Annotated in this window: 14 protein-coding genes and 1 riboswitch; all 14 genes read left to right on the plus strand. The window is 42.9% G+C overall.

All coding sequences use genetic code 11. The features are described from left to right. The first annotated feature begins 7 nt into the window (after positions 1-7). The 14 genes from yfmF to thiW all read left to right on the plus strand — a co-directional run bounded on the left by yfmF (position 8) and on the right by thiW (position 16,216). Positions 8-1,282 (plus strand): EF-P 5-aminopentanol modification-associated protein YfmF, encoded by a 1,275-nt coding sequence (yfmF, locus tag HNR41_RS02800; protein WP_184281511.1) that lies wholly within the window; start codon positions 8-10, stop codon positions 1,280-1,282. Then, entirely contained in the window at positions 1,272-2,567 is a 1,296-nt protein-coding gene (gene yfmH, locus HNR41_RS02805; RefSeq protein ID WP_184281513.1) for an EF-P 5-aminopentanol modification-associated protein YfmH, read from the plus strand. Before yfmF ends, yfmH begins: the two co-directional genes overlap by 11 nt. Continuing rightward, positions 2,560-3,246 (plus strand): SDR family NAD(P)-dependent oxidoreductase, encoded by a 687-nt coding sequence (locus HNR41_RS02810; protein WP_184281515.1) that lies wholly within the window; start codon positions 2,560-2,562, stop codon positions 3,244-3,246. The genes yfmH and HNR41_RS02810 overlap by 8 nt, the downstream gene beginning before the upstream one ends. 47 nt (positions 3,247-3,293) lie before the next feature. Beyond that, positions 3,294-4,064, plus strand: a complete 771-nt coding sequence (locus HNR41_RS02815; RefSeq protein WP_260399585.1) for a DUF3388 domain-containing protein — start codon at positions 3,294-3,296, stop codon at positions 4,062-4,064. A 16-nt stretch (positions 4,065-4,080) separates the two neighbouring features. Then, complete coding sequence (locus tag HNR41_RS02820; RefSeq protein ID WP_184281519.1) at positions 4,081-4,923, plus strand: helix-turn-helix domain-containing protein; 843 nt, start codon at positions 4,081-4,083, stop codon at positions 4,921-4,923. 6 nt (positions 4,924-4,929) lie between these two features. Continuing rightward, the gene (gene pgsA / locus HNR41_RS02825) at positions 4,930-5,514 is read left to right on the plus strand and encodes a CDP-diacylglycerol--glycerol-3-phosphate 3-phosphatidyltransferase (protein ID WP_184281521.1); all 585 of its coding nucleotides are present in this window, start codon (positions 4,930-4,932) and stop codon (positions 5,512-5,514) included. Positions 5,515-5,685: 171 nt separating this feature from the next. Next, positions 5,686-6,747, plus strand: a complete 1,062-nt coding sequence (gene recA / locus HNR41_RS02830) for a recombinase RecA (protein ID WP_184281523.1) — start codon at positions 5,686-5,688, stop codon at positions 6,745-6,747. Between the two features lie 167 nt (positions 6,748-6,914). Then, complete coding sequence (gene rny / locus HNR41_RS02835) at positions 6,915-8,474, plus strand: ribonuclease Y (protein WP_184281525.1); 1,560 nt, start codon at positions 6,915-6,917, stop codon at positions 8,472-8,474. A 479-nt stretch (positions 8,475-8,953) separates the two neighbouring features. Then, positions 8,954-9,934, plus strand: coding sequence for a nuclease-related domain-containing protein (locus HNR41_RS02840; protein ID WP_184281527.1), 981 nt, complete (start codon positions 8,954-8,956; stop codon positions 9,932-9,934). 264 nt (positions 9,935-10,198) lie between these two features. After that, positions 10,199-10,957, plus strand: coding sequence for a TIGR00282 family metallophosphoesterase (locus HNR41_RS02845; protein ID WP_184281529.1), 759 nt, complete (start codon positions 10,199-10,201; stop codon positions 10,955-10,957). A 204-nt stretch (positions 10,958-11,161) separates the two neighbouring features. Beyond that, positions 11,162-12,883, plus strand: a complete 1,722-nt coding sequence (locus HNR41_RS02850; RefSeq protein WP_184281531.1) for an ABC transporter ATP-binding protein — start codon at positions 11,162-11,164, stop codon at positions 12,881-12,883. Beyond that, on the plus strand, positions 12,876-14,693 hold the full coding sequence (locus HNR41_RS02855; protein ID WP_184281533.1) for an ABC transporter ATP-binding protein: 1,818 nt from the start codon (positions 12,876-12,878) through the stop codon (positions 14,691-14,693). Before HNR41_RS02850 ends, HNR41_RS02855 begins: the two co-directional genes overlap by 8 nt. Positions 14,694-14,782: 89 nt before the next feature. After that, positions 14,783-14,874, plus strand: a riboswitch (TPP riboswitch). A 128-nt stretch (positions 14,875-15,002) separates the two neighbouring features. Beyond that, positions 15,003-15,437 (plus strand): YlbF/YmcA family competence regulator, encoded by a 435-nt coding sequence (locus HNR41_RS02860; RefSeq protein ID WP_184281535.1) that lies wholly within the window; start codon positions 15,003-15,005, stop codon positions 15,435-15,437. Positions 15,438-15,748: 311 nt separating this feature from the next. Continuing rightward, complete coding sequence (gene thiW, locus HNR41_RS02865; protein WP_184281537.1) at positions 15,749-16,216, plus strand: energy coupling factor transporter S component ThiW; 468 nt, start codon at positions 15,749-15,751, stop codon at positions 16,214-16,216. Positions 16,217-16,246: the final 30 nt, after the last annotated feature.

Consider the following 16,246-nt stretch of genomic DNA (forward strand, 5'->3'; position numbering starts at 1 on the left):
TTTTTAAATGTCAGGTGTAGACAAAAGAGTCATTAATAATGTGCCAATCGTAAAAATATATACAGAGAAATTTAAAACAGTAGTCGTGAGCGTGTATTTCAGAGCACCGCTCACAGGCACTGATGTCACTGTGAGAAGTTTACTCAGCCGCATGATGATTAAACAGACGAGCAGTCTTAAAACAAACGCGGTGCTGCTTGAATATTTAGCAGAACATTACGGTGCGCATTTAACATCGAATGTTGTGAAAAAGGGCAGTGACCATATCGTGAAGTTCTCAATTGAATTTGTTAACGATAAATTCATTATGGAAGATATCGATATGCTTGGTGATATTACGGCACTCTTAAAAGATGTGCTGAACACACCGTTTAATTACGATGAGTCTGACGAAGCATTTTTCCAGCGTGAAAAACGTCTGATGACGAACCGTCTTAAGAGTATGAAGGATAACCACGCACAGCGTGCATTTGAATTGCTGCTCGAGACGATGTTTGACGACGAAGATTATAAATATTTATCATTCGGTGATCTTGAAGCACTTGAAAAGCTTACGCTCGAAGATGTAAAGGATGCACACAGCCGTATGATGGCCGATGATGATATGTCAGTCCTCGTTGCGGGTAAAGTAGAGGATAACGTCTTTGATTACTTATCCAAGCTCCATAAACATGATGAAGCGAAGATGTATCCGTATAAAGGGTATCCGGTACGCCCTGTTGGTGAAGTGAAATACGAATCGGCATATGAACGTATTGAACAGGCTAAAGTAAACCTCGGTTTCCGTGTACAGTATTCACAACCGGGCGACATTATGGCGCTGAATGTATTTAACCAGCTGTTCGGCGGCAGTGCAGCATCACTGTTATTTACGAATATCCGTGAAAAAATGAGTCTGGCTTATTCGATTCATTCACAGGTCGACGTGAAAAACGGCTATATGTTCGTACTTGCAGGTGTCGACAACGGAAATATTCAAGTATTCGAAGATGCAGTGAAACGCGAACTTCAGCGTGTGATTGATGGTGACTTCGAAGAATCTTTCGTTGAAGAAATCAAACGCAATATGCTCTCAAGCCGTAAAGAATCGATGGATAAACCGCGCGGATTAATTTCCTTAAATTACAACACGCTTTTAAAAGAACAGTCTGTAACAGCACCGGTGAAGAGCTGGACTGAACAGCTCCAAGCGATTACGAAAGCGGATGTCATCCGAATCGCAGAAAAAATTAAACTCGATACAGTATTTACGCTGAAAGGCGGTATAGACAATGACCAATAAATATACAACAGTCCGCTATGACCACCTGGATGAAGTCGTTCATAAACAGGTGATGGATAACGGCCTTGAGGTATTTATCATCGATAAAAAAGGCTACAATAAAAAATTTGCCACCTACACGGCGAAGTACGGTTCTGTGGACAATCACTTTAAAGCTCACGGCGAAGTCCACAATGTGCCGGACGGCATTGCGCACTTTTTAGAGCATAAAATGTTCGATAAAGAAGCGGGCGATGTGTTCAATAAGTTTTCTGAAATGGGTGCGGGTGCGAACGCATTTACATCAATCGACAGAACGAGCTATTTATTCAGCACGACAGAAAACTTCTTTGAGAATCTGCAGCTGTTAATGGATATGGTTGAAATTCCTTATTTCACGCCGGAAAAAGTGGAAAAAGAAATTGGTATTATTAACGAAGAAATTAAAATGTATCAGGATAACCCGGGTTACCGTCTGTACCATGAGACGCTGAATGCAATGTATGAAAACTCTCCGGCTGCGATCGATATTGCGGGAACGCTTGAATCGATTTCTGAAATTACTTCAGAGCATCTGTACTTATGCCATAAGACATTTTATGCACCGGATAATATGGTGATGATTCTTGCCGGTGACTTTAATATAGAAGAAACTTTCAACTATATAGAGACGCATCAGCATTCACGCCGGACATTTGAACCTTCTGAGATCGAGCGTTTTATTCCGGAAGAACCGTACGGGGTTAAAACACCGCACAAAACAATGGAACTTGCGGTATCGACACCAAAAGTGATGCTCGGCTTTAAGTCGCTGCCCGACGACAGTGACAGCGCAACACGCGAACGCCGTGATGCTGCAATGCTGTTTGCACTGGACATGGTTTTCGGAGAGCAGTCCCCATATTATGAGGAGCTGGTTGAACGGGGGATTATCGATGATTCATTCAACTTCGCATATCAGGAAGAAGAAATAATCAGACATACGCTGATGGCAGTCGAAACAGAAGACTATGAAACGTTTACGAAAGAAATCGTCCGCATTATTGAAGAAGTTAAAGGAACAGATTTCTTTACTGATAAACGTCTGCAGAGCCAGAAACGTGAATTAATGGGAGACTATTTAACAAGTCTGAACTCCCCTGAGTATATTGCAAACCAGTATACTAAATATTATTTTGACGGCTATGATCTGTACAATGTGCCGCAGGTTGTCGACAGCATTACAATCGATGATGTTAAAAACTATTTCAACAGTTCAATCGACACGAAAAACATGGTCGAAGTGATCGTGAAAGCTTATGAGTAATGTCGTTTTAGTCGGTGCAACAGGTGATATCGGTAAAAGTATTCATGAATGTCTGAAACATGAGGATATTATTACCTTTTCCAACCGGAAAACACCTGAACTTAACAGTACGCATCACTATCTTGACCTGTCCCGGCCATTTACAGAAAGCGAGCTGGAAGTGTGCTTTGCCGGTGTGGATTCAGTGGATACACTGATTTTTACGCCGGGAGAGGCATTATTTGAATTAATTCAGGATACAACGCTTGAACAGGTTGACGGACAGTACAATGTCAGTGTGAGGGCACTGATTACTTTTATCAAAGTACTGCTGCCGAAGTTAAGGCGGAGTGAACGCGCAAGCATAATTGTCATTTCAAGCGTCTGGGGCACGTACGGTGCAAGTATGGAAAGCATCTACAGTACGTTCAAAGGGGCCCAGGAAACACTTGTTAAATCGCTGGCGAAGGAACTGGCACCGTCAAATATTACAGTTAATGCTGTAGCACCCGGTGTCGTCCGTGGTAAAATGACATTAAAGCTGAGTGAAGAAGACATAGCAATGATGCTTGAAGATCTTCCGCAGGGCCGGCTAATCGAACCCGGGGAGGTCGCATCAGCAGCAGAGTATTTAATATCTGACAATGCGCGGAGCATTACGGGAGAAGTATTAAAAATTAACGGGGGATGGTATACGTGAATACTGAGAAGCCTAATTTTTATCCGGAACGCGATGAAGAAATTTATATGGAATATAAAAACCTGGATGACCGTCCCGGACTGCTCGGTGATATTTTAAGTCTGATGGGCAACATCGGTCTCAGCATTAAAACAATTAACGGTGTGGAAATATCACAGCGTGCATTGCTGATACGTACTGATGATCTGTGGAAACTCGAACGTTTTAAATGGATCTGCGAACATGTAGATGAAATTGAAGTCGGTAAAATGCGGACACCGACCATTACAGACAGACTGACGCTCCGTCACGGACGCTTCATTAAGCGTGCGGAAGAAAATAAAAATATTTTCAAATTTACACGCGCCGAAATCAGTGTGGTTGTCGACTTTCTCGCGATACTGTTCGATATTGATGAAACGTTTCTGATCGGTGTACGCGGTATGCCGCGTGTCGGTAAAACAGAATCGGTAGTTGCAGGAAGTGTGTCAGCAGGTGACAAGTGGCTGTTTTTATCATCTACGATGCTGAAACAGACAGAACGCACAAGTCTCCACAAACAGGAATTCGATAAAGGCAATGTTTACATTATCGATGGTGCAGTGACCTCGAAATCGACAAGCACAGATCATAAACGGCTCGTCAGCCAGGTGATTAATTACGACGGTACGACAGTTGTCGAGCATCCGGATTTATTAATCGATGATCCGTTCTTTAAATTGAAGCAGGAAGATTTTGATTACATTATCGAAATCCGTGAATACGAAGATCAGGAAATCACTTATGAAAAACATAAGAAACGTCACTGGTTCGAAAGTGACAATATGGACTTTTTCTAATTGGAGCTAACAAACTATGAAACTTGGGACATACTTACAAAATAAACGTGAAAAATCAGGGGTCACTTTAAAAGAAATGGAGCGCGGTTCCGGTATTAAACGGAGCGTGATTCAGATTATTGAAGCGGGTGACCTGACGCAGCTGCCTGAATCGAAACATACGCGCTTTCTAATTAGAAAGTATGCAGATTTCCTGCATCTGGATTCAGAACAGATACTGGAACGTTTCGAGGATGAAATTCCGGACACAGCTGCAGGAAAGCAAAAGCGCAATCAGAAATCGAATCAGGATTTCCAGTATTTAAAAAAAGTGCTGATTGGTTTTATAACGATGATCGTCGTCCTCTTTGCCGTTTGGCTGGTCCTTTTACAAATCGGCTCCCAAGGTGATATTTTTGAGACGAAAAGAGTCTATGAAACTGATGAAGAAGTCACTGAAAGTGTTGCAGAAAATGACGAAGATGAAGCTGCCGAAGAAGAACAGCCGGCTGAAGAAGCGGCAGAACCCGCGGAGGAACCGGCAGAAAAAGAGCCGGAAGAACCGAAGGCGGAAGTGAAATTCGTCAATCGTGAAGGCAACACGCTGAATTATAACGTCACAGCACCAAAAGAACTGACACTGGAACTGTCGGGCGAAGAAACTTCATGGGTCAGCTTAACCGATGACCTTGAAAATAATTATCTGTACGAAGAATCAGACGGCGGTACATTTGAAATTGATCCGGAAGCGTCGGTTGTCAGTCTTGCGCTCGGGAACTCAACATCATTTGATATTGCATTGAACGGTGCCGCTGTCGATAACTCGCAGCGCGGGGATACCGTTACGGTTTATTATCAATTTAACATCACAAGGGAGTGACAATAAATGAACATACCTAACTGGCTGACCGTTTTCAGAGTTGTTTTAATTCCGGTCTTTTTAGTCTTTGCACTCCTTGACTTCGGCTTTGGCACCATGACATTTTTAGGCGGTGAAGGCATTCTGGTCGAGCAGTTTATCGCTGCAGTGATATTCGTTATCGCAGCGCTGACTGATTTCCTGGACGGTTATCTTGCCCGCAGGTGGAACATGATTACAAACATGGGGAAATTCCTCGATCCATTAGCTGATAAACTGCTCGTTGCAGCAGGACTGATTGTGCTCGTTGAATGGCACACCATTTCTAGCTGGATTGCGGTTGTTATTATCGCAAGAGAGTTTGCCGTGACAGGACTGCGTCTTTTACAAATAGAGCAGGGGTTCGTCTCGGCGGCGGGACAGCTCGGTAAAATCAAAACAGTTTTCCAGATGCTTGCACTGGTATTTCTGCTGTTTGGAGATATCTTTACAGCATATCTGCCGTTTTCACCCGGTCAGGTATTTATGTATATCGCAGTATTCTTTACGATACTGTCGGCAATAGAATACTTCTACAAAGGCCGCGGCGTGTTTAAGGCGGATAAGAATTAAAAAAACTGCGGTGATTTCACTGCAGTTTTTATTTTTTTTGGACTGTGCATTACGGTTATGTCAATACTGCCGGCAAATATTCAAAAACTGCTTTTTGAAAGCGAACATATATTCGCTTTTTTAATTTGTGCATGATATAATAATAAATGAGATTACGACTGGAGGTACATTATGGACGAGAGACATAAAGCGATAGATACTGTTATTAAAAACATGGAAAAGTCATTTGGTAAAGGTGCCGTTATGAAGCTTGGAGACGATGCGGGACGCAAAGTTAAAACAACTTCTTCGGGATCAGTCACATTAGATAGAGCACTCGGCGTCGGCGGATATCCGCAGGGACGTATTATAGAAGTGTACGGACCGGAATCATCAGGTAAAACGACTGTAGCCCTGCACGCCATTGCAGAAGTACAGAGAAACGGCGGCATTGCTGCCTTTATCGATGCAGAGCACGCCCTTGATCCGGAGTACGCAACAAAACTTGGTGTAGATATTGATAACTTATATATTTCACAGCCGGACACCGGTGAACAGGGACTTGAAATTACAGAAGCATTCGTTAGAAGCGGTGCAGTAGACATGGTCGTTGTCGATTCCGTTGCAGCACTTACACCGAGAGCTGAAATCGAAGGCGAGATGGGAGACTCTCACATGGGTCTGCAGGCGCGTCTAATGTCACAGGCCTTAAGAAAACTGTCCGGTGCCATTTCGAAGAGTAACACGACAGCAATATTCATTAACCAGGTCCGCGAAAAAATCGGAGTTATGTTTGGTAACCCCGAAACGACAACTGGCGGACGTGCGCTTAAATTCTACAGTTCGGTCCGCCTTGAAGTCCGCCGTGCAGAAAGCTTAAAAATTGGCCAGGACATCGTCGGTAACCGCACGAAAATCAAAGTTGTTAAAAACAAAGTCGCTCCGCCGTTTAAAGTAGCAGAAGTGGATATTATGTACGGAGAAGGTATTTCACACACAGGTGAAGTTATCGACTTAAGTGTTGAAGAGGACATCGTTGAGAAAAGCGGTGCGTGGTATTCTTACAATGGCGAACGTCTCGGCCAGGGTAAAGAAAATGCCAAGAAGACACTGAAGGAAAACCCGGAACTGTTCGCAGAAATCGAACGTAAATTACGTTCTGCACTTGGATTCGGCGAAGATATTCCTGAAGACGAAAAAGACAAAGATGCCAAAGAAGACGCAGATTTATTTGAAAAGGACGAATTAAAATAATAACTGAAGCCTGATTTAGACAGGCTGTTCAATCAAGCACCGGTATTATAAATACTCGTGCTTGATTTTCTTTATGATTATATTTAGAATTGAATTATATAATATTTTAATTAATACTCATATTATATTTAACACACTTTAGAACCTTAGTTAGGGAGGTGTTTATTGTGGACTTAATAGACATTCTCTTACTCTTACTTGGTATTATTCTGGGTGTTGTTATCGGATATTTTATTGTCAATAATATATTGACTAACAAGCAGCGTCAGGCAAGGAGTTCAGCTGAACATATTATAAATGAAGCTAAAAAGGAATCCGAAAACCTGAAGAAAGAAAAACTGCTCGAAGCGAAAGAAGAAAACCAAAATCTGAAAGAAGCGTTTGACAGCGAAATGAATACTCAGCGCAACGACTTGAAAGCGTTTGAAAACAGATTATTGCAGCGTGAGACATCACTTGATCGTAAAAGTGAATCACTCGATAAGAAAGATGACATGCTGGAAAACAGAGAAGCTAAAATTGAAGAAAAACAGCAAATGGTTGATGCCAGGGGTAACGAGATTAATGAAAAGATAAGTCAGCAAGAAACAGAATTATCCCGCATCTCCGGCTTGACGCGCGACGAAGCACGTCAGGAAATGTTCTCTCAGGTAGAACACGAACTGTCACATGATATGGCTGTAATGGTTAAGGAAAAGAAAGAAAAAGCAACTCGGGAAGTAGACAAAGAAGCGCGTGAACTGCTCGCACTTACAGCGCAGCGTTACGCAGCCGAATACACCAGTGAGTCTACGGTATCAGTAGTCACATTACCGAACGATGAAATGAAAGGCCGCATTATCGGCCGTGAAGGACGAAACATCAGAACGCTTGAAACACTGACAGGTGTCGACCTTATTATCGACGACACACCTGAAGCAGTAATACTGTCAGGATTCGATCCAATCAGAAGACAAATTGCGAAGAGCGCACTTGAAGCACTTGTGCAGGACGGCCGCATTCACCCTGGACGCATTGAAGAAATGGTGGACAAAGCACGCCGCAATATGGAAACTGAAATTCGTGACGCAGGTGAAGCTGCAGCGTTTGAACTCGATATTCACAATCTTCATCCTGAACTTGCAAAACACTTAGGTAAGATGAAATACCGCTTAAGTTACGGACAAAATGTGCTTAAGCATTCGATTGAAGTCGGCTACCTCGCAGGTATACTTGCGAGCGAACTCGGCGAAAATGTCGCTTTAGCCCGCCGTGCAGGACTGCTGCACGACATCGGTAAAGCAATCGACCACGAAATTGAAGGCTCCCATGTAGAAATCGGAGTCGAACTCGCAACCCGTTATAAAGAACAGGATACGGTTATTAATGCGATTCAGTCACACCACGGTGATGTTGAACCGACAAGTGTCATTTCAATTCTCGTAGCAGCAGCAGATGCACTCTCTGCAGCGCGCCCGGGCGCGCGTCGTGAAACGCTGGAAAACTACGTTAAACGATTAGAGAGACTCGAGCATATTGCAGAAAGCTACGATGGCGTAGAAAAAACATTTGCAATTCAGGCCGGCCGCGAAATTCGTGTAATGGTCAGCCCTGAAGATATCGATGACTTAAAAGCACACCGTCTTGCAAGAGACATTAAGAAACGTATAGAAGATGAACTGCAATATCCAGGACACATAAAAGTGACAGTTGTCCGCGAGATGAGGGCCATAGAATACGCAAAATAAAAAGATCGGAGACGGAAGTCTCTGATCTTTTTTTGTTTTGGCGGGGGTGCAGGGTCACATTGAGACAAATAGCGTTAATCGTCTCATCGACTGATAAACATTGAGACAAATAAGACTAATCGTACCAACGAACAGTCTTCAATGAGATACAGAGACATTATTGTCCCAACGAGAGACTCACATTGAGACTAATATCTGTATTCGTCTCAATGAGCAAACTTTATCAGTAAATATTATAAACACTATAAATCTATAGTATTTAACTGCATCCAAACTTCAATTATACTCCGGTTCATATACGTTTTTATAGAGTAATTGGCAAAATGTCACATACATAAAAAGGTAAAAATCAGCTGATTCGTGTAAAAAATCGGACAGTTTTGCTATTTTTGTTTAAACATGAACTTTTTAAAAGGAAATCGCCATTTTCACCTATATATAGAGTAGGAGATACTTTTTATATATTAGGAGGAGATAGCTTGTTTATTAATAATCGTGAAATACCGGTGGAACTATTATATTACAGCGCACTTTCAGCGCGAGCAGAATTAACAGCTAATGAGAAATATCAAATGGAAATTGTAAAAAAAGGTTATGAAGGTGAATGTCAGTACGATAAAATCTTCGACGAAATTGATCATTCCAATTTATATATTTTCAGAGATGTTTATCTGAAAACAGGTAATACAACAACACAGTACGACAGCATCGTCATTACTGATGACAGGGTGACGGTGAATGAAATCAAAAACTTCCAGGGGGATTTTCATTATTCCAAAGATAACTGGTATAAAAATGGGTATCTGCTGGAAGATGATGCTTTTGCACAACTGAGAAGAGCCCAGGGCAAACTGATGAGGCTGGCTAAGAACTCTGCATTGAACTTTGAAGTGACAGGTGCACTAATTTTTATCAACGATGATTTCAGGTTAACAAGTGACACCGATGCTATTTGGGATAAAACAATTGTCAGGAGTCATTTACGAAGTTATCTTCGAAATCTGAACAATGCTCAAAGAGGAAATAAAGCGAAGAAAATAGCCAACATCATAAATAAGCATAGAGTAAACAATACTTATTTTAACGAGAAAGCGGATATATCCCGGCTCAAATCAGGGTTCTATTGCGGAGAATGCAGGAGCTATAATCTGATAAAAAGACGATTTCATTTTACATGTGGTAATTGCGGGACAATTGAGACCAGCGAAACTCATCTTTTACGTGCGATAAGTGATCATAAGTATTTATTCTATAATCAGCCTATTACAAAAAAAACAATTCTCCGCTTAATTGACCATCAGCTCCCTAAGTCAACTTTGGCAAGAATGATGAACAAACATTGTAATATTGAATATAAAGGGCGAAGCTCTACATATAAATATAAGTATTATGATTTTAATGCTGCATTAAAGATTATAAAAGGCTGCAGATATAAGAATACAATTATAAAACCTATGTAAATGGAAGTCGTGAAGGCTCACATTGAGACGAAAACATTTTAGTGTCTTAATGAACACGCCACATTGAGACAAAAAATAAGCATCGCCCCAATGAGAGCGTCGCATTGGGACAAATACTTCAAATCGTCCCATCGAAGGATGCACAATGAGACGCAGACAGTTAATCGTCTCAATGAGCGAAATACAATCACCCCAACCCACAAATCTCCCTCTATTATCCACCGCAAAATAATGTATAATTAACACAATAGATAGGGTGATTTGATGAGAATTTTATTCATTGGAGATGTAGTCGGAAAAATTGGCCGACGCATGATTAAAAATTATTTGCCGGCTCTGAAAAGAGAACACGGTGCACATTTTACGATTGTTAATGGTGAAAATGCGGCGCACGGTAAAGGTATAACTGAAAGTACTTATAAAGAAATTTTAAACGGCGGTGCGGATTTTATCACGCTGGGCAACCATGCTTTCGCTAAACGCGAAGTGTATGAGCTGCTGGAAAAAGACGTGAAAATGGTGCGTCCGGCAAACTTCCCGGAAGGGACGCCCGGTGACGGCAGCCGCGTTGTTAATATTAACGGCAAAAAGCTTTTAATTGTTAACCTGCAGGCGCGCAGTTTCCTTGAGCCGATTGAGAATCCGTTTAAAGTAATCGATAAAATTCTCGAAGAGAATGAATATGATGCTGCATTCGTTGATTTCCACAGCGAGACGACGAGTGAGTCGATTGCGATGGGTTATCATCTCGACGGGCGTGTGAATGCTGTAGTCGGCACACATACGCACGTGCAGACGAACGATGCGACGCGTCTGCCGAATGGCACAGTTTACATCACTGATGTCGGCATGACCGGTTTTAAAGATGGAATATTAGGTATCAGAAAAGACGAAGTCATCCGCAGATTTATTACGAACCTGCCTGAACGCCACGTTGTTCCTGATGAAGGCAAGGGTGTTATCAGCGGTGTCATTATCGATACTGACAGCAAAACAATTAAAAACTTTAAAATCGAAGAGTAACAGCATGAAAAAGCGGGCGCACCGGGACACAGAGCGTCCGCTTTTTGCATCCGGAAATAAAAATTAAATTTTCAGTTCAAGTTTAGTGAAAATTATGTCACTTTTATGGCATAATATAATTAATTCGGATTTCGAAAGAATATTATTCAGGGGAATTTGCAGCAATCCGGCATTCACGTCACAGAAACAAAGGATGGGTTCACAATGATTACAGTTTACCGCTATGCCATGAAGTACAAATGGATGATTTTTATTGCCTTATTTTTTATGTTTATCGAACTGTCTGTCGAGCTGATTCAGCCGCTGTTCATCCAGCAGATTATCGACAACGGAATTATGATTAACAGTATCGACAATGTAATTTTCTACCTGCTGGTCATGTTCGGGATATCGCTGATTGCACTCCTTGCAGGGATATTTAATACATACTTTACAAGTCATTTAACGAACATGTTCGGTTATGATCTCAGGATGGCAATTTTCACCCGGGTACAGCATTTCACGCTTGCGACGTTATCGCGTTTTTCGACGTCCAGTCTGATTACCCGGATGACGCAGGATGTGCTGCAGACAGAAATGCTGCTTTTCATGAGTTTGCGCATACTGCTCCGTGCACCGCTGCTCGTTATCGGATCGCTCGTTATGTCATTCCTTGTCAATCCGACGCTTGGTTTGTATTTATCGCTGCTGACACCGATTCTCGCAATATTTCTGTTTTTCGCATCGAAAAAAGGGGCGGAAATATTCCTCCGGGTACAGCACTGGCTCGACAGAATTAACCGTTTCATTCAACAGAATTTAGAAGCGGTCAGACTGATAAAAGCCAATGACACGGGGGGCTACGAAACCGGGAAGTTTGGAAAAGTCGCAGCCAGACTGCGCGACGATACAATATTTGCCTTAAGACTGATGGAATCGATACTTCCAGTACTGCTCCTGATTATGAACGGCAGTCTGCTGCTCGTATTGTGGGTAGCTTCAGACCTGCTTCAGACGAATGAAGTTGCGGTCGGTGAAATTGTAGCCGTCATTAACTACGCACTCCGTATGCAGGGCGGATTCTCGATGTTTGCGTTTCTGATCATCGCTTCATCAAGAGCGAAAGCTTCGAGTGACCGTATCAGTGAAATACTTCATGCACCAATTGCTGTTGAAGAGAAAGAAACGTTTGAGGCAGCTGACAGTGCAGGTACGGTTAAATTTGAAAACGTATCGTTTAAATATCCGAACACGGGACGCTATGTGCTGAAGGATATTTCATTTGAAATTCACGATAATGAAAACTTCGTCATTATGGGCGGCACCGGTTCAGGCAAGAGTTCTTTAATCAGTCTGATACCGAATATGTATGATGCGACAGACGGTAACGTGATTGTTAACGGCAAAAACGTGCTGGACTGGCACACAGCGGAACTCAGACAGACGATCGGCTACGTGCCGCAGCGTGCGATTTTATTTACCGGCAGTATTTATGAAAACCTGCTGTGGGGCAATCTGCACGCTGAGGAAGATGATGTGTTTATGTCTTCTGAAAAAGCGCAGATACATGATAATATTATGAATTTTGATGATACGTATGAAACACCGGTCGGTCAGATGGGTGTGACATTATCCGGCGGTCAGAAGCAGCGTCTGTCAATTGCGCGTGCACTGGTGAGAAAACCGTCAATTCTCATATTGGATGATTCAACATCGGCACTCGATGTCAAAACTGAAAACAATTTATGGGATGCACTGGAAGGCGAAAACGTAACACGTATAGTTATTACGCAGAAGATATCGACTGCTGAACAGGCGGGCCGGGTACTGCTGCTGGACGATGGTATGATTTCCGCTCTAGGGACCCATGATGAGCTGCTCCGGACATCATCACTGTACAGAGAAATCTACGAATCGCAGAAAAAAGGGGGCCATCTCGATGACTAACTTTTTTGCACGGCCGTTTGGGCACGAGCCTCTTATATCAAAAGAAGATATCGGAAAGAACAAACGTTCAAACAAAAACAAAGCGGATAATATGGGGCAGACTTTAAAACGAATCTGGCAGTTTATGCGCGGTGAACGAAAGAGATTATACCTTATAATTTCACTCGTAGTTGTAACGAGTCTCCTCAGCATTGTCGGACCGTTTTTAGTCGGACGCATCGTGGATAATTACTTTATCCCGCGTGAGCTCGACGGACTGTTCCGCATACTGATGATTCTGCTCGCATCATATGTCCTGCTGTCGGCGACGACATTTATTCAGGCTTACCTGATGGTCGGACTGTCACAGCGCACAATATACAACTTAAGGCATCACCTGTTTGAACATATGCAGGAACTGCCTGTCACATTTTACGATAAACGTCAGCACGGTGAATTAATGAGCCGGATGACGAACGATATTGAAACATTATCCCAGACGATGAACTCATCGTTCATTCAATTTACGACGAGTATCGTCACGCTGATCGGTACGTTTTCGGTCATGCTTTATTTAAGCCCGCTGTTAACATTCCTGACAGCGCTGATTATTCCGATCCTGATTGTCAGTGTCCGTTTTATTACAAACCGTACCGGTCCGCTGTTTAAAATGCGTCAGCGCCGTACGGGTGAGCTGAACGGTTACATTGAGGAGATAGTTTCGGGACAGGAAATCGTTAAAGTGTTCTCTCAGGAAGACCGTGCGGTAAAAAACTTTGAAAGCCGTGCGAGAAACTTAAGAGAAGTGACGTTCTGGGCGAACCTGTACTCGGGATTCATTCCCAAAATCATGAATATGCTGAACAACGTTTCATTTACGATTGTTGCCGGTGCAGGGGGTATTCTCGCACTGACAACGAACGGTGTAGTGACTGTCGGTATTATCGTTGTCTTTGCGGAATATGCCCGCCAGTTTACGCGCCCGCTTGCGGATTTATCGAACCAGTTAAACCAGGTGCTTTCAGCCATCGCAGGGGCGGAACGTGTCTTCCAGATTCTCGATACACCGTCAGAATCAAACGAAGGAAAAATTACTGACAAGGTAATAACAGGGCACATTGAATTCGATGATGTCACATTTTCATACAGTAAAGAACAAAAAAACCCGACGATTAAAAATCTGTCATTCGATGTAAAACCGGGTGAATCAGTCGCGCTGATCGGTGCGACGGGGGCAGGCAAGACGACAGTCATGCAGCTCCTCGCCAGATTCTACGAAACAGATAAAGGACGTATTCTTGTCGACGGGGAAAACATTAAGGACTACTCGCGTACCAATATCCGTTCACAGACAGCATTCGTGCTGCAGGATCCGTATCTGTTTGAAGCGACAATCCGTGAAAACATCCGCTACGGCAGAATGGATGCAACGGACGATGAAGTAGTGGAAGCTGCGAAAGTAGCAAATGCACACGACTTTATTATGACGCTTGAACAGGGGTACGATACTGTACTGGATCTGGATGAGGGCTTTATCTCGCAGGGACAGAAACAGCTGATTTCAATTGCGAGAGCATTAATTACCGACCCGGCCATTCTGCTGCTTGACGAAGCAACATCGAGCATCGATACGATTACCGAATTAAAAATTCAGGAATCGCTGGAACGCTTAATGAAAGGGCGGACGAGTATTATTATCGCCCACAGACTCAACACGATAAAAGCCGTGGACCGGATATTCGTGCTCGGGCAGGGAGAACTGCTTGAAGCGGGTACGGAAGAAGAACTGCTTGCACACCGCGGCAAATACTACGATATGGTGAATCAGTAAAATTAAAGCCGCACCCGGATTCCAAAGAGGAGTCAGGTGCGGTTTTACATCTGTACACGACTGCGTTAAGATAGAATCAATTAAATAAAGCACACCACTGGAGGTGCCCTTAAGGGGCTGAGAAATACTCTTAATACCTGATCTGGATTATGCCAGCGTAGGGAAGTGGCATAGATTCGTTATGCACACTCCAGGGGTAAGAGTGTGCATTTTTGTACTTTGACAAACGAATCAGGAGATTTACATTTAATAAATGAGAGCTTTCATATATAATGAATGATATATATCAACTAAAAGGTGGAACTTCGAATGTATACAAAGGACGAAATAATAGAAGAAGCTAAAAAGCTCGGCAAAATGATGTCTGAAACAGACCAGGTCGAATTCTTTAAAAAAGCGGAAGCTAAGATTCATGAGAATCAGGAAATCCGTGAAAAAATGGCAAGTCTGAAAAGTCTTCAGCAGCAGGCAGTAAACTTCCAGAACTACGGTAAGGAACGTGCTTACAAAATGACGGAAGAAAAACTTGCTAAAATCGAACAGGAATTGGACGAAATGCCGCTTGTTGACCAGTTCAAAGAATCACAGGCAGGCGTTAACGAACTTCTACAGATGGTTTCACATGCAATCAGTTCGACTGTAACAAGTGAAATTATCGAATCTACAGGCGGAGACCTTATGCAGGGCGAAACAGGTGCTGCAATCCGCAACAAACCGAACCGCGATCCGGATCAGTTCAAATAAGCACAGCTACATATTAAATGGTGTTGAAATCTCTTGTTATCAGAGTATTTCAGCACCTTTTTTATATTCATATTTAGTTGGACATCGCTCATTGAGACGATAAAAGTTCTCCATCTCATTGTAGTCTCCACATTGAGACAAATAAATCTAATTGTCCTAACGAAACTCCCACATTGGATTGATAAACATCGTTCGTCCCATTGTACGGCTCACATTGAGACGATAATCGCTATTTGTCCCAATGAGCGGCCAGTGCCAAAAACCCAACCCAAATTTAAGGAGGAACCACCATCAACAAACTCACTAAAAACATGACCCTCACTGCAGCTTTCGTCGCTTTAAACGTTATTCTGAGCACTGTCGTTACAATCCCGATCGGTATTATCCGCGCTGCGCCGATGCAGCATCTCATCAATGTACTTGGTGCCGTATTAACCGGCCCCTGGGTCATTGTCCAGGCGTTTATCTCGTCTACAATCAGAGTGTTATTCGGCACGGGGACTGTGTTCGCTTATCCCGGCAGCATGATCGGCGCGCTCGCGGCATGGCTTCTTTACAAATACACTAAAAAACTTTCGCTCGCAGCAGCGGGTGAGGTGCTCGGCACCGGTGTTATCGGTGCGCTCAGCCTGTACCCGCTCATCATCGTACTGGAACTCGATCAAAATATATTCACCATCGTCGCTGCAGCGTTTCTCGTGTCGAGTTTTATCGGCGCGCTGCTGTCTTTCATCATCCTGAAACAATTGGAAAAACACGGGGTCTTACTGCGGATATAAGCGTGCACGCGTGTTATAATAATACGACAA

Source organism: Jeotgalicoccus coquinae (genome assembly GCF_014207425.1).
Taxonomy (GTDB): domain Bacteria; phylum Bacillota; class Bacilli; order Staphylococcales; family Salinicoccaceae; genus Jeotgalicoccus; species Jeotgalicoccus coquinae.